We start from the raw sequence: 21082 nt of genomic DNA, 5'->3' as shown, positions 1-21082 counted from the left end.
TTAGGTGAGAGTAGTACGGATTTTTAGATAGGTATATACCAACAACTGCGGAGCTACCTTTTATAACTGACGAGTTCACTAGCTTCTTCAATCAATTGACTATCAGCTCTCAGTTATAAATACGGTAAAAAAGTCCTCCAGCCGGCTTTTCCCTGGGTATTGCAATTAAGCCAACAAGGTAGGCAACTTACAGGGGTAGAATTACGGATGCAGGAAGTGTGCTATATGCACAAAAGCTCTCCCTCAATTCCCATCTGATATGCCTACTAAAAAGAAAAGTCCCACTTCCGCTGCAGACGCTTTACGTGGTCACAGAGACACCTGCCCCACACCCAAAGGGATGCTACTGGCCGTGGGAGGCCACGAAAACAAAGGGGAAACCCCTGAAAGTGGCTCCAACCAGGACAAAAACCGCAATTTTGCGCCAGAATCCATTCTTCGTCGCTTCTGTGAGGAGCTGAAAGGTAACGATCCTTTGGTGTTGGTGCTGCCCATCGCTTCTACTGAGCCCAAGGAAGCAGCCGAAGATTACCTGGAGGTCTTTCCCCGGTTGGGTATCAACCGGGTTCAGGTGCTGGATATCCGTGAGCGGGAAGAGGCCAACAGTGACGCTACGCTCGACCTGATTAATGAAGCTACAGGCTTCTACTTTACGGGTGGCGACCAGCTTCGCCTGACGGGCCTGCTCGGCGGCACCAAAATGCTGACCCGCCTGAAGGAGCGCTACACCTACGAGGAAATTCTCATCGGTGGCACCAGTGCCGGCGCGGCCGCCCTTTCCACCCCCATGATATATCAGGGGCTCAACGATGCCGGCTTCCGCAAAGGCGAAATATCTATCACCACCGGGCTACAGTTTATGCACGATGTAGCAATTGACACCCATTTCATTGCGCGGGGGCGCATTGCCCGTATGGCGCAGATTCTTGCTACCAATCCTACTTGTATGGGGCTAGGACTAGAAGAAGATACCGCCATATTAGTGCGCAACGGCTACGAGTTAGAAGTAATTGGTAGTGGTTTAGTTACTGTTCTAGAAGCTAATGAATGCACTAGAAATAATATCTACGAGATCAGCCCTGATACTCCCTTCACCATCCGCGACCTGCGTCTGCATTTTTTGAGTGCTGGAGAAAAATACGAGCTGCCTATTCCGCCGGAGCTGCACTTGTAGACCAGGTGCTACTGCTCACCAACTCAACCATTGCGCCTGGCGTACAAGCAGAACTAGTGTTCCATCCAACCCTTACCTATGAAACAGACTTCTGCTAAAACCCGGTCCTCTTGGTTTGGTACCGTTGCCCCTGCTCCCACATTTCCCTCGCTCACTAAAGACATGACCGCCGATGTGGTAGTGGTAGGAGCCGGTATTGCGGGGCTTACCACAGCCTATCTCCTGCTGCGCGAAGGCAAAAAAGTAATAGTGCTGGAAAGTGGAGAGCTAGCCAGCGGCGAATCGGGGCGCACCACGGCCCACCTGTCTAATGCCCTCGACGACCGCTACACGCGGCTGGAGCATTTGTTTGGGGAGAAAGGCGCCCGCCTGGCCGCCGAAAGCCACGGCACCGCCATCGACCGGATAGAGCAAATCGTGGTGGAAGAGAACATCAACTGTGACTTCACACGGCTCGATGGCTACCTGTTCCTGCCCGAGGATGGCGACCCCAAAGAGCTGGAGAAAGAGCTAAAAGCGGCGCATCGGGTTGGGCTGACGGGCGTAGAGCACCTGCCCGACTCCCCTACTCATGGCTTCCGCACCGGTGAGTGCTTGGTGTTTCCTAATCAGGGGCAGTTTCATATTCTTAAATACCTCTATGGGTTAGCCGAGGCTATCGGACGGTTTAAGGGCCACAGGGGGCAAATTTTCACGAATACCCACGTGTCGGAAGTTAAGGGCGGCTCTGAGGCTCACGTGACGACGGCCGACGGCCACACTGTACGCGCTAAGGCCGTTGTGATGGCTACCAACACGCCCGTTAACGACCGCGTAGTGATGCATACCAAGCAGCACCCTTATCGGACATATACTATTGCGGCTCGCATACCGAAAGGGTCCGTGACGCAAGCTTTGTACTGGGACACGCCCGACCCGTACCACTACATTCGCTTGCAGGAGGTAGCCGAAGGTCCCCGCGGCGGCACGCCCCGCTACGACTTGCTGCTGGTAGGGGGCGAGGACCACAAAGTAGGCCAGGGCGACCCCGAACTTAGCTTGCAGCGACTCGAAGCCTGGACGCGCCAGCGTTTTCCCATGGTGCAGCAGATCGACTATGCTTGGTCGGGGCAGGTGCAGGAGCCTAGCGACAGCCTGGGCTATGCCGGCCACAATCCGCTGGATAAGGAAAACGTGTACATCATCACCGGCGACTCGGGCCACGGCATGACCCACAGCACGCTGGGGGCCATTATTGTCACCGATCTTATCCAAGGCCGCTCAAACCCCTGGGCGGACCTTTACGAGCCCGGCCGCGTAACGCTGCGGCCGGCTTCGGCTTATGAATTTGTAAAAGAAAACCTGAATGTAGCTACCGAGTACACCGAGCTGCTCACTGGTGGCGACGTATCGAGCATTGACGAAATACAGCCCGGCACCGGCGCCGTGATGCGGCGGGGCCTCACGAAAGTAGCCGTGTACCGCGACCCCAAAGGCCAGACCCACGAGTGCTCCGCCATTTGTCCGCATCTGGGCTGCGTGGTGCACTGGAATGGCTTGGAGAGCAGTTGGGATTGTCCTTGCCACGGCTCACGCTTTGATGCGCTGGGCAAGCTGCTCATCGGGCCTGCCAATCAGGATCTGGCGTCGGCTTAACATCAGTAAGCTCACAAAAAAAGAGCGGCCAGAAATGTGGCCGCTCTTTTTTTGTGACAAATTTTTAACTTTTATGCAGAATTCGTCCGTTATAAATACCTAGTTTCGGGTATAGCTAACTCTTCTGAAAACCAGTATATTGCCTGAGGTAATAGCTGACTTATATTTCTAAATTTGTACGAATACGCATCCATGTTCGTTAATGGGTGTCATTAGAATAACAGGCTTAGCGGCCAAGTAGCTCTCTCTATCTCTCCGCTTCGTGCAGTTTCTCTAGCCCTTATGGCTACAAGTGCTGCACCGATCTAGGCTAGCGGGCCATTATTAGGTAAGTCATTGGTGCCCCACCCATCGGTCTGGCCCCCTTTGCTCCTCGCTGTCGCGTTATGCGGCCCCTCTCTCTGCCCCTCCTCCCGTACGGCTGTGCGCTATATGGCCCCGAAAACAAATGACCCTATTCCCTCCTTATGGAGATTCATCGCGAAATACTGCCCGAAAGTTATTTACTCATCTTAGCAGAAGATCATAGTCACCCCGAAGAATACGGATTAGCTAAAGCCTTACAACAAGCCGCTCGGAGCGGTAAACCTAGTATTTGGGTGGATTGCAGTTCCCTGCGCCACATGTCGATCCGGGCCATGAGCCTGCTGACCAAATATTACGAGCGCTTGCGGCAACGCAATACCCAACTTGTCCTTTGCCATTTGACCGATGAAGTGCAAGACACGCTGAGGGCAACCTCCTCGGAGGATGCTTGTCCGCCCGTTGTGCCCACTCTCCTCGACGCCGCCCTGTACTGCCATGCGGCTCAGAAGCCGATAGGTCCAAGCCCCACGACGACGACCGCGGGCTGGGGCGTAGCCTTATCCTAGGATACCAACAAAAGGTTAGCAGCAGTCATTACCCACACTTCTGTTAGTGAGCACCGCCATGCTACTGAGCCGCCCAGCGCTCGGTGGCGTGGCGGTGCTTGCCTCTTTTAGCAGCCCTACAGCCATAAACCCAACTCACTGCCGGGTTCGTCGTACTTTGGGCCCATGAACGCTGCGCCCCTCTCCGGCCTGTACGGCCCCTCGCTTAGCCTGCTTACCGATTTGTACCAGCTTACCATGGCCTATGGCTACTGGAAGCAGGGCAAACAAGATCAGGAGGCTGTTTTCCATCTTTACTTTCGTAAGCCCCCTTTTAATGGTGGTTATGCCGTGGCCGCGGGCCTGGCTTATGCCGTTGATTGGTTGGAGAACTTCCACTTCTCCGAAGATGACCTGTCGTATCTAGGAAGCCTGCGCGGCACCCACGACACGGTCATGTTTGAGCCGGCTTTTCTCGAGTATCTGCGGACGCTGCGCCTCACCTGTGACATCGATGCCATTGCCGAAGGAACGGTGGTATTTGCCAACGAGCCACTGCTGCGCATACGCGGGCCCCTGCTGCAAGCCCAGTTGCTGGAGACTGCCTTGCTCACGCTGATCAACTTTCAAACCCTAATTGCCACCAAAGCCGCCCGCATTCGGGAAGCCGCCGGCTCCGATCAGGTGTTTGAATTCGGTTTGCGCCGGGCTCAAGGCTTCGATGGCGGAATGAGCGCCAGCCGGGCCGCCTATTTGGGTGGGGTTGATGGGACGTCTAATCTGCTGGCTGGGCAGCGCTTCGGCATTCCGGTGCGCGGCACCCACGCCCACAGCTGGGTACAGTCATTTGAGGAAGAGAAACAGGCCTTTGCAGCCTACGGCGACGCTTTCCCTGACGACTCGGTTTTCCTAGTCGATACCTACGATACCCTGGAAGGCGTGCGCCACGCCATCAGCGTAGCCCGGCAGATGCGGGCCAACGGTCACGAGCTGGGGGGCATTCGCCTTGATTCCGGCGACTTGGCTTACCTCAGTCGCGAAGCTCGCGCCCTGCTCAACGAAGCCGGCTTCTCCAAAACGCGCATCGTAGCCAGCAACGACCTCGACGAGCACCTTATCACCAGCCTCAAGCAGCAAGGCGCCCGCATCGACACCTGGGGCATCGGTACCAAGCTCGTCACGGCCCACGACCAGCCGGCCCTGGGGGGCGTTTATAAGCTCGCCGCCCTCCGCTCCAACGCGGCCGACGAGTGGAAGTATAGCGTCAAGCTCTCCGAGCAGCTCGGCAAAACCAGCATTCCCGGCATCCTGCAAGTGCGCCGCTACGAAACCGAGAAAGGCCAGCCCCGCGCCGATATGCTCTACAACACGGCCGAGCCCCTCCCCGACCAGCTCACCATCGTCGACCCGCTCGACCCCACGCGCCGCCGCCCCATCCGTTCCACTCAGTTTCGGGAGCTGCTGGAGCCCGTGTTCCGAGCCGGCAAGCTAGTGGCCGAGCTGCCCACTTTAGAGGAAAGTCGCACCAAAGCCCAGCGCGAAGTAGGTGCCCTGGACCCCAGCATCCGCCGCTTCCTCAATCCGCACGTGTACCCGGTGGGGCTGGAAGAAAGCCTGAACAACTTCCGCATGCAGTTGATTCTGGAGAAGCGGGCGGTGCGGCCGGCGTAGGAGGTCTACGACTTCAATACTCGGCTTAGACATCGCCTTGCCACTTAGTGTTCTTTAACTCATCGTACAGCTGGTTCAACTTTTTTTCTAGCTCGCGTTTTTCCAGTAGATACCGTTTTACTTCTATTACTCCGGCACTTCGCTGCTCCAGCAGTTTCGTAAGTTGCCGCCTCAGTTGTCGTACTCCAGCCGCTTTCTGACGCAGAGCAAAATGGTCAGCATGTATTCGATTGATTTCGTCTGATTGAACAAACGTATAGTCGGGTACTACGCTAAAGTTCGGCTCACCACGCTCTTCGGGCAGTAATTGTTGGCCAAATTGACGAGTTGGAGGCCGCTTAACTATTTGATGGAATGTGTTAGCGGTAATAATTATATCGCCGTGATGTGTTTCGATACACCACTCCGTACTTGCTGCACTTACAGTTCGCCGATGGATGTCTTCTATTTCTAGTTCTTGACTAGTCCGAAAATTGACATTAAATAATATACTTGTTGGTTCAAGAAAAACAAGAGTTACGGGAGCTACTATGAATGAGAAGAAATCATCTTTACCATCTCGCACCCATTCAAAAATGTAGTCGAGATCAAAGCTGATACTTTTTCCAAACTGCACAGCATAGATCCTGGCATCGTGCCAGCCCATCTGCTCGAAATCAGCTTCCGTCCATATCCATTTTTCTAACTGATAACTCATAGGTATACAAGATGAAGGATTTTGGTTACTTCATGAAGTAGCACAAAACTCTACACTTCGCCAGCCAAAGCCTATACTTCTCAGCCTTATTCACGTTGGTACTTTTGTAGCGTTCTCACTGCTATATCAGTGTTTCATCACCCGCCGCTGAAGCTACTTCGGTTGCCTCGGCGGCTCAACCTTGCTCCTATGCCTACCCTACAATTCAAAACCTCTATCAACTGCGCCAACTGCCTGCGCGCCGTTACGCCTTTTCTGGATGCGGAACCCACCGTGCAGAAGTGGAACGTCGACACCAACAACCCCGACAAAATCCTGACCGTGGAAGGCGAAAACGTCATTCCCGAGCAGGTGATGAAAGCCGTAGCCCAGGCCGGCTTCGATATCGAGCCTCGACAAGCTGCTTAAGTTTCTTTCTGCATTTAGCTCATAGCGTTATTAGCTAAAAAAGCCCCCCAGAAAAGTTCTAGGGGGCTTTTTTAGGCTATTGCGAGGCGTTGGCAGTAACTTCCGCTAAAAGATAGTTTACCCATTATAATCAGCTTACGATAAGCAATATCCTTCCTAATGAGCGAGCATATTCCTACTTATCAGCTCCAGGCATTTGCCAGCTACAACAACGCGCCCACCGAGGTCTACTTTCCCGATTACGCGACGGTGAAGCCCCAGATTCCCCTAGACCGCCCCTACCGCGGCGATTATTATAAAATCAGCCTGTGCCTGCGGGGTACGGCCGAGCTAAAAGCAAACCTGGAAACGTACGCTGTAGCCCCCAACTGCCTACTACTAGCCACGCCAGATGTGATCAAGCAGTGGCTGCACATCAGTGATGACTACGAAACCTTGTCCGTCTTTTTCACTAAGGAATTCATCACGACCAATAACGCGGCTTCGGGCAAGCTTCGCTTTTTGGTCGCGCCAACCACCTACGTGCTTCCACTCTCGGCCGCGGAAGCCGCTAGTCTAGCCGCGTCCTTCCGTTTTTTGCAGCAGAAGTATTATTACTCTGTCGCTGAGCGAGATAACATTCTAAAAAACATTATTAACAGTCTGCTCTACGAGATAGGCGCCCTCTACGAACACCAAACCGAGCCGCTCCCGGCAGCGGGCAAGCCCCGCAGCCAATTGCTGACGACGGCCTTTAAACAGCTGGTCCAGACGCATAGCGCCACCGCGCGGGGCGTCGCGTTTTATGCCAGCCAACTGTGCATCACGCCCAAGCACCTCACGGACCTGGTCAAAGACGTAACCGGCCGAACCGCGAGCGACTGGATAAACGCCGCTGCTGTGCTGGAAGCCAAGACCTTACTGCAAGACCCCGCCCTCACCATTCAGCAGGTAGCGGCGAGCCTGCACTTCACTGACCAGTTCACTTTTAGCCGATTCTTTAAGAAAAGCACGGGCCTTTCGCCCACGGCTTACCGCCAAGTGGCCTGAGCGCGTTTGCCGCCTTTTTGCCACAGCTTGCCGCAATCTGGCCATTCCGCTGGGTAGCTCTAGCGCCGAATTTTGTAGCGTAAACTTCGGGTCCCAGCCGCCGGCCGCCAATCGGGCCAAGCCAGCGCGGACCGAAGCCATACATCAACTACAACCCCTTTTGGTATGATATTAATAACTGGAGCGACAGGGCACCTCGGCTCGGCCGTATTACAAACCCTCCTGCAAAAAACCGCCGCCACCCAGCTGGCCGCCTTCGTGCGCGACGAGCACAAAGCCGCCGACCTGCAAGCGCAGGGCGTAAGTATCCGTGTAGGCAGCTACGACGACATAGCCTCCCTGGATCGGGCTATGCAAAGCGTTGAAAAAGTGCTGCTTATCTCTGGTGGCGGCGAAGACGATGCGCTACAGCAACATTACAACGTGGTAGACGCGGCTAAGCGAGCCGGTGTACGCTGTCTGGCCTACACAGGTCGGGCGCTCAAAGATCCCAGCACGCTGGTCAACCAACTGATGGTGCGTCACTTCCAAACGGAGGACTACATCCAGGCAAGCGGCTTGAATTACATTCTCTTCCGCAATATCCTCTACATGGATACGCTGCCGCTCTTTACCGGACCCCGCGTATTCGAAACCGGCATTCGCCTGCCAGCGGGCCAAGGCCGGGTAGCCTACGCCCTCCGCAGCGAAATGGGCGAAGCCATTGCCAATGTCCTACTCGAAAACACCTGCGACAACCGCACCTACCATTTCACCGGCAGCGAGGCCTACTCCTTCGACGATGTAGCCGCCGCCCTGACTGCCGCCTCCGGCAAACCAGTAGCCTACACGCCCATCGAGCAGGGCACCTTTGCCGCCAGCATGCAGGAGCGCGGGGTACCTGAGCTAGCCATCGAGCGTACCGCCGGCTTCATGGCCGACATCAAGCAGGGCCAAGAAACCGAAGTAAGCCCTCAGTTGGAAACGATATTAGGCCGAAAACCTACCTCACTCACAGAAGGAGTAAAACTGCTTTATAAGCTATAGCAGCCGTTGCTAGCCATAAAAAAGCCCCACAGAATGGTTCTGGGGGGCTTTTTTGTAGCTTGAGCTGTTCAGGATTAATACAAATATAATAGCCCGTCATGCAGAGCGGAGCGAAGCATCTCGCTTGCGCCGTTAGGTTACTAATCAGACGTCAGCACGCGAGATGCTTCGCTCCGCTCTGCATGACGTACTGCTTAAACAAGGATTGATTGTCGTTATATGAAAAAGCCCCTCAACTCTCTTCGGGGGGCTTTTTGGTGAATAATTAAGCAGAGACGCTACCTAATACGTCAACTCACCTGCTGCTACTCTCAGCTTAATACCGGGCTCAGCAGTGATGCGGCCTGCTACTTGGGCCTGGTAGCCATCGGCTTGCAGCTGGCTTACAACAGCGGCGGCTTGGGCTTCTTCGGTTACGAGCAGCATGCCGTTGCCCATGTTCCAGTAGAGGTAGGCGTCGGCAGGGGAAATGCCGGCTAGCTTGGTAAGCTTTTGCATGGCGGGCAGGGGCTCGAACAGGTTGTCAAGCTCGGCGCCTACACCGTTGTTTTTGAGTACGCGCTGGAAGTTGTCGGCAATGCCGCCGCCGGTGATGTGGGCGATGCCGTGCAGGATCAGGTTAGCATCTAGCAGACGAGCTACGGCGGGCGCGTAGATAAGAGACGGCGCCAGCAGCACTTCGCCCCAGGTATTGCCTAGCTCAGCGGCGTCGGAGCCGGTGTAGGGCGCTGTGTGCCAATTGTCGCCGTAGAGACTTTGTAGGGTGCGGCGGGCCAGGGAGAAGCCGTTGGAGCGGAAGCTGGGCGAGTGGAGTGAAACTACCGCGTGGCCGGCTTGGGCGGTAGCGCCGCTCAGGGGGCTTTTTAGCGACGGATGCAACGCGCCCACGGCTGTAGAGCACCAGTTGAAGTTCATGCGGGCGCCGGGCCAGCCACCAATCCGGTTGCCCAGTTCGGCAATTTCGCCCCCCGTCACGGCGATGTGGCTGAAGTTGGCCGCGTCGTGCAGACCGCGCATTAGCTCATCGATTACGTCGTAATCCAGAGTATTCACGTCGATGATGTTCGACAGATTGCTAGGTACAAAGCCCCCGGCAATTAGGTCGTCGGCCACCATGGCAATGAGGTCGTAGCCCAAGGTGTCGAAGCGACCTACGCGCTCGGCTACTTCTATCTTGGTCCCGATCCCGTCGGAGCTAATGCCGAGGCGCTCCTGGCCGAAGCGGATTTCGTTGGAGAAGCCACCGTCCAGATCCTGAGCCGGCTCGCCGGGCTGGCCGGCGCGGTTGGGGAAGGTTTTCTTGGCCCAGGCGTAGGCGTTGCGGGAGCAAGCATTGCCGAGGTCGATGTCGTAGCCGGCAGGTTTAGGGGAAGCAGTGGACATAGGGCGTGAGGTAATCGTTGAAATGGTACTTAGCAAGCTCCCCTCCTCAGATGAGGAGGGGACGCCACCGCACAGCAGAGGCTGGGGTGGTTGAGGTCGTTGTTTGGTTGTTTTTAATAGAACGTCATGCTGAGCAGAGCGAAGCATCTCGCGTGTTTAGTGGGATTAGTAATCAGCCATCAGCACGCGAGATGCTTCGCTTTGCTCTGCATGACCGCCCCTTTTTTATTACTCAAGCTAAACAACATCAGCAACGCCGGTCAACCACCCCAGCGTCGGCTGCGCCGCCGCGTCCCCTCCTCATCTGAGGAGGGGAGTTGTCGTTCTAATGTTCCGTTGGGGCGGGGGCCTTCGCGCTTACCGATGGAGCTACTTTATGACGATCTTTTTTGTCGCGGTGGCTTTCGCGCTCCTCTTGGATGTGACGCAGGTACTTGGTGACGTCGCCGGTGGGGTAGCGGCCGGAGAAGCAGGCGAAGCAACCGCCGTGGCCACGCTCCTCGGCAAAAAGATCCTGTAAGTCACTCAAGTCCTGATAAATAACTTTATCAGCCTCGATGTAGCGGCAGATTTCTTCCTCCGTGTAGTTAGCAGCAATCAACTCGGTGCTCATGGCCATATCGATGCCGTAAATGCAGGGGCTCACGATGGGCGGCGCAGAGGAAATAAAGTACACTTCTAAGGCTCCAGCTTCGCGCAGAATGCGCACGATGCGCCGCGAGGTAGTGCCGCGCACGATACTGTCATCGACCACCGCTATTTTTTTGCCTTCCACAAATTCGCGGATGGGGTTCAGCTTTTTCTTTACTACATCCTCGCGGCCGGCCTGACTGCTCACAATGAAGCTGCGGCCCATGTGGTTGTTCTTCACCAAGCCGCGCCGGTAAGGCACGCCGATGGCTTCGGCCAAGCCGGAAGCAGCAAAGTATCCCGATGATGGCACATCAATCACCATATCGGGCTTAATCCCCGCAGCCATAACCTTGCGAGCAAGCATTTTACCGAGTCTCACCCGCTCCCGCGCTACCAGGCGACTATGAATAACGGAGTCTTCGCGGGCGAAGTAAATGTGCTCAAACACGCAGAACGCCTTAGGCACCTCGTAGGGGTTCTTGTAGTGAATCTTGAGGTTTTTATCAATGAACACGGCTTGCCCTGGCCCTACATTTTCCACGAAGTCGAAGCCCAGATAATCGAAGCAGGTACTCTCCGAAGCGAAGGCGTATACCGGACCGTCGGGTGTTTGGCGGCAGCCTAGCACCAAGGGGCGAATACCCAGCGGGTCGTTGAAGGCCAGCAAACCGTGACCAGCAATAACGGTGATGGTAGCATAGGCGCCTTTTACCAGCTCCTGCGTGGTCTCAACGGCGTCGAAAATGTCGATTACCGAGAGGCGGTCTAGGTCCTTGATGCGCAGCTCCGAGGCGAAGGTGTACATGATCAGTTCCAGGTCGTTGCTGGTTTTGGGCAACACATGGTACTTATCATGTAGACGCTGAGCCACTTCCCGGAAGTTGATCACGTTGCCGTTGTGCACCATGCCCAGGCCGAAGGGGTAGCTGGTGGTGAAGGGCTGGGCCAGCTCCGAGTCGTTGGAGCCTTGGGTGGTGTAGCGCACATGGCCGATGCCGATGTTGCCTTTTAGCTTCTTCACGTGCTTGGGCTTGAACACGTCGTTGACGAGTCCGTTGCCTTTGCAGAGGTGGAAATTATCGTCGAAGGTGACAATCCCAGCTGCATCTTGGCCGCGGTGTTGCAGGGCCGTTAAGCCAACTACAATGTCCGCTGCTACTGGCTCAGGACCGTAAAAACCAACTATTCCGCACATATCAATTCTCTGTTGTCAGTTGCCGGTTGTCAGGCGGGGCGGCCGGGCAGCTGGCGGGGGTGGAAGGGGAAATCTGGCCTCGAAATAAGCGCACCAGCGTGTCGGCGTACAGCTCATGCTCTACGAGCAGGCCGCGACGTTCGACTTCAGACAGCGTATTTGCCCCCCGCAGGTCAACGGGGCGCTGGGCCAATACGGGGCCAGTATCGAGGCCTTCATCCACGAGGTGGACGGTGATTTTTGTTTCGGAAAGTTTGTTTTCAAAGGCCCATTCGTAGGCGTGCAGGCCTTGGTGCAAATGGGTGTCGGCGGGATGGATGTTGAGAATGCGGCCGGTGTAAGCTCGCACTAGCACCGGCGAGAGAATGCGCATATAGCCGGCTAACACCAGATAATCAGGCTCATACTCTCTTAGTATTTGTACCACTGCCGCGTCGTAGTCGGCTCGCTTGCGGCCGGCCGGGGCCAGGCTAGCCGTTTGGCAGCCTAGGGCGGCGGCCGTGGCTAAGCCCGGCGCGTCAGGATTGTTGCTGAACACCACTGCCACCTCTGCAAGTTCGCGCAGGGCGCCCATTTGTATAGAATCTACCAGCGCCACCATGTTGGAGCCGCGCCCCGACAGTAAAATGGCCAGCCGCTGCTTGCGCGGAGTGCTGGGCTGCTCGCCTTCTCTCTCAGGTCCTCGCGCTTGCTCAGCGCGCGTTCCTTCGGGGAGGAAGGGCGTTGGCTGGTTTTCGCTGGAAGAAGGAGTCTGGCTCATTTTAGTAGTGGACTAAAATTTAGCGGCCGTCAGCTCCGGGATGGGACGCTGGCCGATATCGGAGCGGTAATAAACACCCTCAAAGGTAACCTTTTTGCACTCGGCATACACCTGTTGCACAGCACCTTCCAAATCGTGGCCTCGCGAAACCACTGTCAGAACCCGGCCGCCGCTAGTAGTGAGTTGTCCGTTGGGTTGGCGGCGGGTTGCGCCGTGGAAAATTAAGGTCTGGGGGGCAAAATTGGCTGGATTGTCTAGGCCACTAATCGGAAAGCCAGTTAGGAAACTAGCGGCTGGATAACCATCCGAGGCTAGCACCACACCGATAAAAGTGCCGTTGTGCTGCCACACGGTCGTTTGGGCTAGGTTGCCGTCGAGTGTGGCCTCTATCAGTTCCAGCAAACTACTTTTCAGGGCCGGCAGCAGCACCTGCGCTTCCGGGTCACCGAGGCGGGCGTTGTATTCCAACAGCTTCGGACCTTGCGGGGTGAGCATAATCCCGAAATAAATAAAGCCCTTGAAGTCGAACGGCTCGGCTTGCAGACCGCGCATGGTGGGGTCCACGATGTCGCGGCGGATGGCGGCTAGCACGTTGTCGTCGGCGAAGGGTACGGGGCAGTAAGCGCCCATGCCGCCCGTATTAGGTCCTTTGTCACCGGCCAGTAGTTGCTTATGATCCTGGGATGGAGCCAGCAGGCGGATGCGGTTGCCATCGGTGATGCCGATGATGCTGATCTCGGGGCCGCTCAGCTTTTCTTCCAGCAGAAACGAAAACCACTCGGGGTGCTGGTCCTGTAGCTCGGTCAGAGCCTCGTTCGCCTCATCCACGGAGCTGCATACGTACACGCCTTTGCCGGCGGCCAGGCCGTCGTATTTGATCACCAAATTGCCCCCCAACTCGGCTGCTTTGGCGCGAGCGGTGTCCATTTGGTCGCTGCGAAACGTCCAGGACAAGCCCGTAGCGACGCCGTGGCGGCGCATGAATTTCTTGCTCCACACCTTAGAGCTTTCCAGTACTGCTCCCTGCCGCGTTGGTCCAAACACTCGAATATCCGTCTTGGCAAAATAGTCCGTAACACCAGCCGCCAGCGGAGCCTCGGGGCCCACCACGATAAGCTTGATATCATGCTCCCGGCAGAAATTCTCTACTGCAGGGAAGTCTAAGGGGCTAATTTCGGGGTGACTATTCGGAATGCCGCCGTTGCCGGGCAGCACGTGCACGGTGGCCCCGTCGAGGGTCAGCTTCCACGCCATGGCGTGTTCACGGGCACCGCCGCCGAGAAGAACTATATGTTTGGTGTTGGTGCTCAAGGTTATTTATGCTTAAAATCTATCTTGAAGTATTTCTTCTTCAATTTTCACTGACTCTGCTACTATTACTAGGTTGTCCTTTTCTTGCGGTTCTCCAGAGTTTCCGTAGGGATCTAAGGACAGATACCACATATCGTTTTCTATCTTCTTAAATACAACATCAGAATAATAGGTAGAATCAAACTCTTCATTAATAACGAGCTTTTGAATACCAATTAGTTGGATTTGTAGTAGGCAAGGTTCCCATTTGCCATTGGTTGCCTTCTTGCGAATCAGTAAATGAACTGAAGCTTGCCGAACCGCAGAGTTAGTAACCGAAGAATATTCTACTTCTAATCTTATAGAGCAAATTTTTCCATCATTCAAAGCATATCCAGCAAGTAATTCTTCCATGGCTCCTTAGCTGATATCTTCAATAGAAGTAATCTGACCATCGGCAATCTGGAACACTGACTTACCCTGTAGTTGCAGCGTATCGCCCGGTTTCAAGCCATTGGGAAATTCCATAGCGGCCACTGCGATATAGTCAATCAGTACTTCTACGCGGTTATCAGCTATCTGCCAGTCCGTGACGCGCTGTTCTCGCTGGGAGAAATACTGCTTGGCCTGCTCAGCTTGCTGCCGGAAGCTTTCCTTGCCAGTTGTGGTAAGATTAACCTCGCCGTTGGCAATGTTTCTGAACTCCACATCCTCGTGCAGATGGTGTACCATCCCGTCTACATCAAAGCGGTTGTACGCTTCGATGTAGGCTTGCACGAGTTGCTTAGGATCAGAGGCTTGCATTGCGTTCGATGGTAGTTGAAGGCATAATCACCGACGAGTTCAGACTTCTTGCATGATGCCGGCCCGCACTAAGTTGCCCACCAGGCGGGCTTGGACGTCGCCGTCGGGAGTGGTTTCGTTGCCGGTGGGCAGCGGACTGCCGGTGATGCGCTCGTAGATATCGAGGTAGCGGCGGGTAGCTTCGGCGGAAACTTCTGGGGTGAGGGCGCGGGGGTACTGGCCATTTACTTTGTTGGCGATGAGCCACTGACGCACGTACTCTTTATCCATCTGCTCGGCCGTTTCCGGGTTCCGGGCGTAATCCTCGGCGCTCCAGAAGCGCGACGAGTCGGGCGTATGAATTTCGTCGATCAGAATCAGCTCGCCATTCAGCAAGCCAAACTCATACTTGGTATCCACCAGGATGATGCCGCGCTCGGCCATCCACTGGGAGGCAAAATTGAACAGCTCCAACGACTTCACCCGCATCCGCTCATACAGCTCAGCCGATACCCAGCCTTCCGACACCAAGTTCTCAGGCGTGATTTCGCGGTCCGATTCTTCCTTGGTGGTCGGCGTCACGATGGGCTCGGGAAACTGCTGGTGCTTGGTTAGGCCATCGGGCACCGTCACGCCCGAGAAGGTGCGCTGACCTTGCTGGTAGCCGCGCAGCATGGAGCCAGTGAGGTAGTTGCGCACCACCATCTCCACCCGAATCGGCTCGGCTTCCTTAGCCAGCGTCACGTTGGGGTCGAGCAGGGCAATGACGTGGTTAGGAATGATATGCTGAGTTTTCTCAAACCAGAAAGCCGCCAACCTGTTTAGCACCGCGCCCTTGTGGGCTACGGGCGTCTCCAACACCGAGTCGAACGCCGACAGACGGTCGGTAACCACGATGAGCCGCTCGCCGGAAGGAGCGCGGTACGAGTCACGGACTTTGCCGCGGTGGAGAAGCTCGAGCTGGGGAGTATCGAAGTGGTTGAGGGTGTTCATTTGCGGGGTTAGTAGGTCGCTTTGCGGGTTACTTCATCTGGGGGGCTTTTTCAAAGAGGAAGCCTGATGACAGTGAGTGGTTTGTGTCTTGGTGTGGAAAGGCGGTTTAATGAAGTGGCGTTTCTACTGATTGCAGTGAAGGTGCTGAAGCTGAGCGCTGCGGCAACGAGGCCACATGCTCCACAATATTTCGGAATAGCTTCAGACCATCTCCTTCCTCGCTCAACTCCTTATTCACGCGCTTGCGGCGCGCCCAATCGGGATGATTGTAGAGCGACAAGAAGGCTTCCGGGTGCGGCATCAAGCCAAATACCTGTCCGGTGGTATCAGTAAGGCCGGCGCAGTTTAAGTCGGCGCCGTTGGGGTTGTGGGGGTACTGCGTTACCTCGCAGCCGGTGGCGTCGCAGTAGGTTAGGCAGTTCAGATTTTGGTCGAGGATGCGCTGGCGCGTGGCTTCATCGGGGATGAGCAGGCGGCCTTCGCCGTGGCGCACGGGCACTTCAAAGGAGTCTAGTCCTTGCAGAAAGGGGCTGCGGTTATTTGCATTCACCTTCAAGCGTACCCAACGGTCTTCGTAGCGGCCGGACGCGTTGTGCGTCAGGGTTACTTCGGGCTGAAAATTGCCCCCCAGGTTAGGCAGCAAGCCCAGCTTCACCAGCACTTGGAAGCCGTTGCAAATACCCAGCACGAACTTGCCGCGAGCGATAAACTCGCGCAAGTCGTCGAGCAGGGTGAAACCGCCGGGAGTTTGGCGGTAGCGCAGCTTCTTTGCCAGTACCACACCGGAGCCCAGATCGTCGCCGAAGGAAAAGCCCCCCGGAAAGTTCAGGATGTCGTAGTCGTGAATGCTGACCTCGCCGTGCAGGACTTGATTAAGGTGTACAATGGTTGCTTCTGCGCCGGCCAAGCGGTAGGCGGCAGCCATTTCCTCCTCGCAGTTGATCCCGAACCCGGTCAAAATAAGCGCTTGGACAGCAGCGGGTTGATTCATATTCTCTTTCATTTCCCCTCCCCCATTATGTGTTCGCCAAAACCGATAGCCTGATTCACTGGGCCGTTGGTCCAGGTCTGACGTAGCTCTTCCGTGTCGGCTTCTATCACGAGCTGGCCCTGATGCGTTACGAGTAAGAAATTATCATTGGTAACAACACCTAAGCGCGTGGCTTTATCTCCCAGAATCTTCTCAAACGCTACTACATCTTCGGGCGCCACGGTGGCCACGAAGCGGGAGTGCGATTCGGAGAATAACTGGGCAGATAGCGGCAGCTCGCCGGTCAATTCAATTTTGGCCCCGAGCCCATCCCCGAAGGTTGCTTCGGCTAGCGCTACGGCCAGGCCGCCGTCGGAAAGATCATGGCAGGATCGAATGAGTTGCTGGTCGTTGGCTTGGCCCATGAGGGTGTATAGCTCTTTGGCTTCCGCGAAGCGCACTTGCGGCACATTGGCGCCCAACTCCCCGAATAGTTGGTAAAACTCGGAGCCGCCGAGCTCGTCGTAGGTGCGGCCCAGCAAGTACACCACGTCGCCGGCTTGCTTGAAGTCGCTGGTGACGGTGCGGCGCACGTCCTCGATTTTAGCCGTCATGGAATACAAAACCGTGGGCGGCACGGAAATCTTCACGCCGTCGGCCTTGAAGTCGTTTTTCATGCTGTCCTTGCCGCTGGTGAGCGGGATGCAGTAGGCAGCGGTGGCGTCGCGCAGGGCTTGGCACATATGCACCAACTTGGCCAGCTTTTGCTTGCCGTCGGGATTCGTGACGGGGTGAAAATCCGAATCGGGAACGCAGAAATTGTCGTTTACTGACCAGAAGATGTTGTCGCCGGGCGTGAGGTTAGGCAATTTGCCCCCTACGGCGATTATCTGACGCACAGCCTCGTCGAAAGCGCCAGCCGACATATGATAAGCGTCCAGGTCGCCGAAGCGGGGCAGAATGCCGTTGCTCACGGCCACGCCTTCCCAACTCTCGAAGTTGAAGCGCACCACGGCGGCATCCTGCGGCGCCTGGCCAGTGGCGCCCATCAGCGGCTTGATGATGGTGCGGCCCTTCACCTCGTGGTCGTATTGGCGAATGACGGACTCACGGGAGCAGATGTTGAGCGAGCCGAGTAGTTGATGTAAAACGTCGGTATAGTCGAGGCTGGGGGGCAAAACTGGCTCCTGAGCCGTGGGCTTCTGCCACTCGGCTTCCATGATTTTGCGCGGCACGCCTTCGTGCAGGAAGTGCATGTTCAGGCGGGCCACTGGTGCATTAGCGAAGCGCACATCCAAGTAGCCATCGGCGGTGAAATAGCCAATGTCGGTTAGCTCTACTTCCATTTCCCGACCCAAAGCTAGCACTTCCGCCAGTTTGCCGGGCTCCACTACCAGCGTAAACCGCTCCTGTGATTCGCTCACAAAAATCTCCCACGGACGTAGGCCAGGATACTTCAGTGGCACTTTTTCGAGGTCTACTACAGCCCCGCCGCTGATGCCAGCAAGCTCGCCGACGGAGGAAGAAAGCCCCCCAGCGCCGTTGTCGGTGCTGCACTTGATGAGGCCACGGCGGGTGGCGAGGATGAGGAAATCCATGGCCAGCTTCTGCGTGATGGGCGAGCCAATCTGCACGGCCGTGGCCGGCGACGATTCGTCTAGCTCAATGCTGCTGAAGGTAGCGCCGTGGATACCGTCTTTGCCCACGCGGCCACCGGCCATAATGATACGGTCGCCGTCGTCAATCTTCTTTTCCCAGGAATCGAGGCCGGCCAGTTGCATGGGCATCACGGCGCCGGTGCCGCAGTACACCAGCGGCTTGCCGGCGTAGCGGTCGTCGAAAACGATGCTGCCGTTTACCGTCGGCACGCCGGATTTATTGCCGCCGTCTTCAATGCCCTTGCGCACGCCTTCAAATATGCGGCGCGGGTGCAGCTGATTAGTCAGCAGCGGGCCGTCGTAATCAGGATTACCGAAGCACAAGACGTTGGTATTGAACAGCAAGCGAGCCCCACCGATGCCAGTGGCCAGCGGGTCGCGGTTGTTGCCCAAAATGCCGGTAATGGCGCCGCCGTAGGGGTCAATGGCCGAGGGCGAATTATGGGTTTCTACCTTCCAGACAAACAGCGACTCGTCGTTGATGCGCACGGCACCAGCATTGTCGGAGAATACCTTGATGAGCCAGTCGTTGCCGTTGGCGCGCAGCTGGCGGTCAACCTCGGCGGTGGCGTCCTTTATGTAGGTTTTGAAAAGGGAATCAACTTGGTACTCCTCGCCCGTTTCGGCGTCGTGGTAGTTGATTAAGGCACTGAACTCCTTGTGCTTGCAGTGCTCCGACCAAGTTTGGGCGATAATTTCCAGCTCGCAGTCGGTGGGCTCGGCGGGCAGGCCGGCGGCCTGGCGCTCCTGCTGAGTTTCGGGCAGCTGATAATACGCTCGCACGGCCTGCATTTCGGCCAGATTCAGGGCGTAGAGATTATCCTTGGATAACTGCACCAACTCCTCATCCGACACATTCAGGTCAATGGTGTGGGTGGTGTTATCGACGGAGGTGCCGGGGCGGGGCGTGAAGTCGCGGATCTGGTCGGCGGGGCCTACTTCGAAGCGGTTGATGAGCTTGTTGCCGAGCAGCTCTTCGGCCAAGCGGCGCAGGTCGGCGGGGGGCAAATTCTCTTCCAGCAGATACAAACGCTTGCTGAAAATATGCTGGGTGCGCGTGTCGAGGGGCTGGTTGAGGAAGTCGCCGAGGGCATTTTGGGCCGAGGTGCCTTCGTCGTCGGTTACGCCGGGGCCTTTGGCCACCAATATATAGGACTGAAAGTGGGGGTCGCGGCGAAACTCGTTTAGGGCCACCTCATGCAACACCGGATCTTGGAGGCACTGCTCGGCGAAATCGCGAAGTTGCTGGGCGGTGAGCGGGTAGCGCACCGAGTAAACGGCCGTGCTTTGCACCCGGCGCGTGCGCAGGCCAAGGTGGCGCTGCGCGGCTTCCGCTACGCGCTGCCCGTCGCCGTCGTGAATGCCGGGCTTGGGCAGCAGCTGAATGGAATGAAGATGATTTTCCAAAAGGAACAGGTAAGGTTTGCTATTTTTCGACTTCCCACTGCCGACCACCGGCCACGGAAAAGCGCCCCGACAATCGGGACCCGAAAATGCCTTGCCTGCGGGCCGAAGCCAGCAGGTAGGTTTAAGAAAACGCTTTCTCCGGCCGACTGCCAGGTTTTACTACCGGAATACCTGCCCGGCACAGCGGGCAATCATCGGGTGCGTGGGTAGCCGCCGTGACCGGCAGCAGTGCAAAGGTCGGAAAAGAAAGCTCTGCTTTGCCACCCGTGCGGTCAATTAAACTCGCGACACCCAAAATTTTGCCCCCCAGCCCTTCCAAAATTTGCGCTACTTCTTTGGTACTCTTGCCCGTAGTCACCACATCTTCGGCGATAATAATTCGCTCCCCGGGTTGCAGGGTGAAGCCGCGGCGTAGGGTCATTTGGCCGGTATCGTCGCGCTCAGTGAAGATGGCAGGCACGCCTAGCTGCCGGCCCAGCTCGTAGCTCACCACCACGCCACCCATAGCCGGACCTACTACTACATCGGGCTGCAAGCCAGCTTCGCGGATGCGCTGAGCCAGCTCAGCCATAGCCGGAGCAGCCAACTCGGGGCGGCGCAGAAAGCGGGCGCACTGCACGTAGGTATCGGAGTGCAAACCTGAGGAGAGGCGAAAATGCCCCCTGAGCAAGGCATCTTCCTGCATCAGTTGCTGCTCAAGAAGCGGAGCGTCAAAACGAGGTTCAGAAGTCATTTCAGGAGCAGAATCAGGCATGAGCGGAAACGGGACGGAGGTCATTTATTTGTTGCATTAATTCACGGGCGGCGGCACCAGCATCGGCTGCTTGCCAGATGGCGCGGGAGGCATTGATGAGCAGTCCAAGCCCATCGGCACGCAGGCCAGCGTGGAGCGTGGCCGCTAAGTCGCCGCCCTGGGCGCCGATACCTGGAACCAGAAACCATTGCGTCGGGCAGCTTTCCCGTACGCGGGCTACGGCGGCGGCATTGGTAGCGCCTACTACTAGGCCAATATTATGGTGCTGCTCGTCGAGTTCGCAGGAAATCTGGGCAGCCATATCACTCACGTAGCCGCCGCGGGTGAGGGCTACATCTTGCAGAGAGTGAGCGGGTTTGTTGGAGGTTTTGGCCAACACAAACACCATTTTATCGGGACGGGCGAAGGGCACAATAGCGTCGTCGCCCATGTAGGGGTTCACCGTCACGGCGTCGGCGCCGATGCGGTCGTAGGCAAATTGGGCGTAGTGCTCGGCGGTGTTAGCAATGTCGCCAAACTTGCCGTCGAGGATGACGGGAATATCCTTTGGAATTAGGGCTACGGTTTCGCGCAAGAGAGCTACGCCGTTTTCGCGGGAGAGAAAGAAGGCCAGATTCGGCTTAAAGGCGGCAGCAAACTCAGCGGTTTGCGCTATGACTTCACGCAGGCGCTCGGCCACGAAGGCATCGTCGCCGGTGGGGTCGAGGCCGACGCAGAGTAAGGAATTAGCTTGCTGAACGCGGGTGGTGAGTTTGTTCATAAGGC

The 21082-nt window shown here is 56.4% G+C and carries 19 protein-coding genes; 7 read left to right on the top strand and 12 right to left on the bottom strand.

Features of this window, described 5'->3' with window-relative positions:
- Positions 1-259 precede the first annotated feature (259 nt).
- The 4 genes from ACW9KT_RS02905 (at position 260) to ACW9KT_RS02890 (ending at position 5331) form a co-directional block, all read left to right on the top strand.
- Complete coding sequence (locus ACW9KT_RS02905) at positions 260-1174, top strand: cyanophycinase (RefSeq protein WP_457077888.1); 915 nt, start codon at positions 260-262, stop codon at positions 1172-1174.
- 78 nt (positions 1175-1252) lie between these two features.
- Entirely contained in the window at positions 1253-2809 is a 1557-nt protein-coding gene (locus ACW9KT_RS02900; RefSeq protein WP_457077887.1) for an FAD-dependent oxidoreductase, read from the top strand.
- 467 nt (positions 2810-3276) lie between these two features.
- Positions 3277-3681, top strand: a complete 405-nt coding sequence (locus tag ACW9KT_RS02895) for an STAS domain-containing protein (protein ID WP_457077886.1) — start codon at positions 3277-3279, stop codon at positions 3679-3681.
- Between the two features lie 165 nt (positions 3682-3846).
- The gene (locus ACW9KT_RS02890; RefSeq protein ID WP_457077885.1) at positions 3847-5331 is read left to right on the top strand and encodes a nicotinate phosphoribosyltransferase; all 1485 of its coding nucleotides are present in this window, start codon (positions 3847-3849) and stop codon (positions 5329-5331) included.
- A gap of 25 nt (positions 5332-5356) precedes the next feature.
- Here ACW9KT_RS02890 and ACW9KT_RS02885 read toward each other — a convergent pair whose 3' ends face one another.
- Entirely contained in the window at positions 5357-6028 is a 672-nt protein-coding gene (locus ACW9KT_RS02885; protein WP_457077884.1) for a hypothetical protein, read from the bottom strand.
- A gap of 189 nt (positions 6029-6217) precedes the next feature.
- On the opposite strand from ACW9KT_RS02885, the gene ACW9KT_RS02880 reads away from it, so the two are divergent.
- The 3 genes from ACW9KT_RS02880 to ACW9KT_RS02870 all read left to right on the top strand — a co-directional run bounded on the left by ACW9KT_RS02880 (position 6218) and on the right by ACW9KT_RS02870 (position 8491).
- Positions 6218-6436, top strand: a complete 219-nt coding sequence (locus ACW9KT_RS02880; RefSeq protein WP_457077883.1) for a heavy-metal-associated domain-containing protein — start codon at positions 6218-6220, stop codon at positions 6434-6436.
- A 159-nt stretch (positions 6437-6595) separates the two neighbouring features.
- Positions 6596-7465, top strand: a complete 870-nt coding sequence (locus ACW9KT_RS02875; RefSeq protein ID WP_457077882.1) for an AraC family transcriptional regulator — start codon at positions 6596-6598, stop codon at positions 7463-7465.
- A 165-nt stretch (positions 7466-7630) separates the two neighbouring features.
- Entirely contained in the window at positions 7631-8491 is an 861-nt protein-coding gene (locus tag ACW9KT_RS02870; protein WP_457077881.1) for an SDR family oxidoreductase, read from the top strand.
- A gap of 282 nt (positions 8492-8773) precedes the next feature.
- On the opposite strand, the gene ACW9KT_RS02865 is transcribed toward ACW9KT_RS02870, so the two are convergent.
- From ACW9KT_RS02865 to pyrF, 11 genes are all read right to left on the bottom strand, one after another.
- Positions 8774-9874, bottom strand: coding sequence for an AIR synthase-related protein (locus tag ACW9KT_RS02865; protein ID WP_457077880.1), 1101 nt, complete (start codon positions 9872-9874; stop codon positions 8774-8776).
- A 325-nt stretch (positions 9875-10199) separates the two neighbouring features.
- The gene (purF, locus tag ACW9KT_RS02860) at positions 10200-11702 is read right to left on the bottom strand and encodes an amidophosphoribosyltransferase (RefSeq protein WP_457077879.1); all 1503 of its coding nucleotides are present in this window, start codon (positions 11700-11702) and stop codon (positions 10200-10202) included.
- 1 nt (position 11703) lies between these two features.
- Positions 11704-12462 (bottom strand): phosphoribosylglycinamide formyltransferase, encoded by a 759-nt coding sequence (gene purN / locus ACW9KT_RS02855; protein ID WP_457077878.1) that lies wholly within the window; start codon positions 12460-12462, stop codon positions 11704-11706.
- A 12-nt stretch (positions 12463-12474) separates the two neighbouring features.
- The gene (gene purD, locus ACW9KT_RS02850) at positions 12475-13773 is read right to left on the bottom strand and encodes a phosphoribosylamine--glycine ligase (RefSeq protein ID WP_457077877.1); all 1299 of its coding nucleotides are present in this window, start codon (positions 13771-13773) and stop codon (positions 12475-12477) included.
- A gap of 12 nt (positions 13774-13785) precedes the next feature.
- Positions 13786-14166 (bottom strand): hypothetical protein, encoded by a 381-nt coding sequence (locus ACW9KT_RS02845; RefSeq protein WP_457077876.1) that lies wholly within the window; start codon positions 14164-14166, stop codon positions 13786-13788.
- 6 nt (positions 14167-14172) lie between these two features.
- The gene (locus ACW9KT_RS02840; protein WP_457077875.1) at positions 14173-14556 is read right to left on the bottom strand and encodes a nuclear transport factor 2 family protein; all 384 of its coding nucleotides are present in this window, start codon (positions 14554-14556) and stop codon (positions 14173-14175) included.
- A 39-nt stretch (positions 14557-14595) separates the two neighbouring features.
- Positions 14596-15528, bottom strand: a complete 933-nt coding sequence (locus tag ACW9KT_RS02835; protein WP_457077874.1) for a phosphoribosylaminoimidazolesuccinocarboxamide synthase — start codon at positions 15526-15528, stop codon at positions 14596-14598.
- A gap of 106 nt (positions 15529-15634) precedes the next feature.
- A complete protein-coding gene (locus tag ACW9KT_RS02830; RefSeq protein ID WP_457077873.1) occupies positions 15635-16519 on the bottom strand; it encodes a phosphoribosylformylglycinamidine synthase subunit PurQ in 885 nt (294 codons plus the stop codon).
- A gap of 8 nt (positions 16520-16527) precedes the next feature.
- The gene (locus ACW9KT_RS02825; RefSeq protein ID WP_457077872.1) at positions 16528-19563 is read right to left on the bottom strand and encodes a phosphoribosylformylglycinamidine synthase subunit PurL; all 3036 of its coding nucleotides are present in this window, start codon (positions 19561-19563) and stop codon (positions 16528-16530) included.
- A 121-nt stretch (positions 19564-19684) separates the two neighbouring features.
- Complete coding sequence (gene pyrE, locus ACW9KT_RS02820) at positions 19685-20317, bottom strand: orotate phosphoribosyltransferase (protein ID WP_457077871.1); 633 nt, start codon at positions 20315-20317, stop codon at positions 19685-19687.
- Complete coding sequence (pyrF, locus tag ACW9KT_RS02815) at positions 20310-21077, bottom strand: orotidine-5'-phosphate decarboxylase (RefSeq protein ID WP_457077870.1); 768 nt, start codon at positions 21075-21077, stop codon at positions 20310-20312. The genes pyrE and pyrF overlap by 8 nt, the downstream gene beginning before the upstream one ends.
- Positions 21078-21082 lie beyond the last annotated feature (5 nt).

The sequence above is a fragment of the Hymenobacter sp. HD11105 genome, from assembly GCF_054051685.1.
Note: the sequence above shows the minus strand (reverse complement) of the source record. Positions and strands in the feature narration are given on the sequence as shown.

Bases quoted from the DNA above. Each gene is read 5' to 3' on its own strand.
- ACW9KT_RS02905 (WP_457077888.1), top strand. From the start codon at position 260: ATGCCTACTAAAAAGAAAAGTCCCACTTCCGCTGCAGACGCTTTACGT.
- ACW9KT_RS02900 (WP_457077887.1), top strand. From the start codon at position 1,253: ATGAAACAGACTTCTGCTAAAACCCGGTCCTCTTGGTTTGGTACCGTT.
- ACW9KT_RS02895 (WP_457077886.1), top strand. From the start codon at position 3,277: ATGGAGATTCATCGCGAAATACTGCCCGAAAGTTATTTACTCATCTTA.
- ACW9KT_RS02890 (WP_457077885.1), top strand. From the start codon at position 3,847: ATGAACGCTGCGCCCCTCTCCGGCCTGTACGGCCCCTCGCTTAGCCTG.
- ACW9KT_RS02885 (WP_457077884.1), bottom strand. From the start codon at position 6,028: ATGAGTTATCAGTTAGAAAAATGGATATGGACGGAAGCTGATTTCGAG.
- ACW9KT_RS02880 (WP_457077883.1), top strand. From the start codon at position 6,218: ATGCCTACCCTACAATTCAAAACCTCTATCAACTGCGCCAACTGCCTG.
- ACW9KT_RS02875 (WP_457077882.1), top strand. From the start codon at position 6,596: ATGAGCGAGCATATTCCTACTTATCAGCTCCAGGCATTTGCCAGCTAC.
- ACW9KT_RS02870 (WP_457077881.1), top strand. From the start codon at position 7,631: ATGATATTAATAACTGGAGCGACAGGGCACCTCGGCTCGGCCGTATTA.
- ACW9KT_RS02865 (WP_457077880.1), bottom strand. From the start codon at position 9,874: ATGTCCACTGCTTCCCCTAAACCTGCCGGCTACGACATCGACCTCGGC.
- purF (WP_457077879.1), bottom strand. From the start codon at position 11,702: ATGTGCGGAATAGTTGGTTTTTACGGTCCTGAGCCAGTAGCAGCGGAC.
- purN (WP_457077878.1), bottom strand. From the start codon at position 12,462: ATGAGCCAGACTCCTTCTTCCAGCGAAAACCAGCCAACGCCCTTCCTC.
- ACW9KT_RS02845 (WP_457077876.1), bottom strand. From the start codon at position 14,166: ATGGAAGAATTACTTGCTGGATATGCTTTGAATGATGGAAAAATTTGC.
- ACW9KT_RS02840 (WP_457077875.1), bottom strand. From the start codon at position 14,556: ATGCAAGCCTCTGATCCTAAGCAACTCGTGCAAGCCTACATCGAAGCG.
- ACW9KT_RS02835 (WP_457077874.1), bottom strand. From the start codon at position 15,528: ATGAACACCCTCAACCACTTCGATACTCCCCAGCTCGAGCTTCTCCAC.
- ACW9KT_RS02830 (WP_457077873.1), bottom strand. From the start codon at position 16,519: ATGAATCAACCCGCTGCTGTCCAAGCGCTTATTTTGACCGGGTTCGGG.
- pyrE (WP_457077871.1), bottom strand. From the start codon at position 20,317: ATGCCTGATTCTGCTCCTGAAATGACTTCTGAACCTCGTTTTGACGCT.
- pyrF (WP_457077870.1), bottom strand. From the start codon at position 21,077: ATGAACAAACTCACCACCCGCGTTCAGCAAGCTAATTCCTTACTCTGC.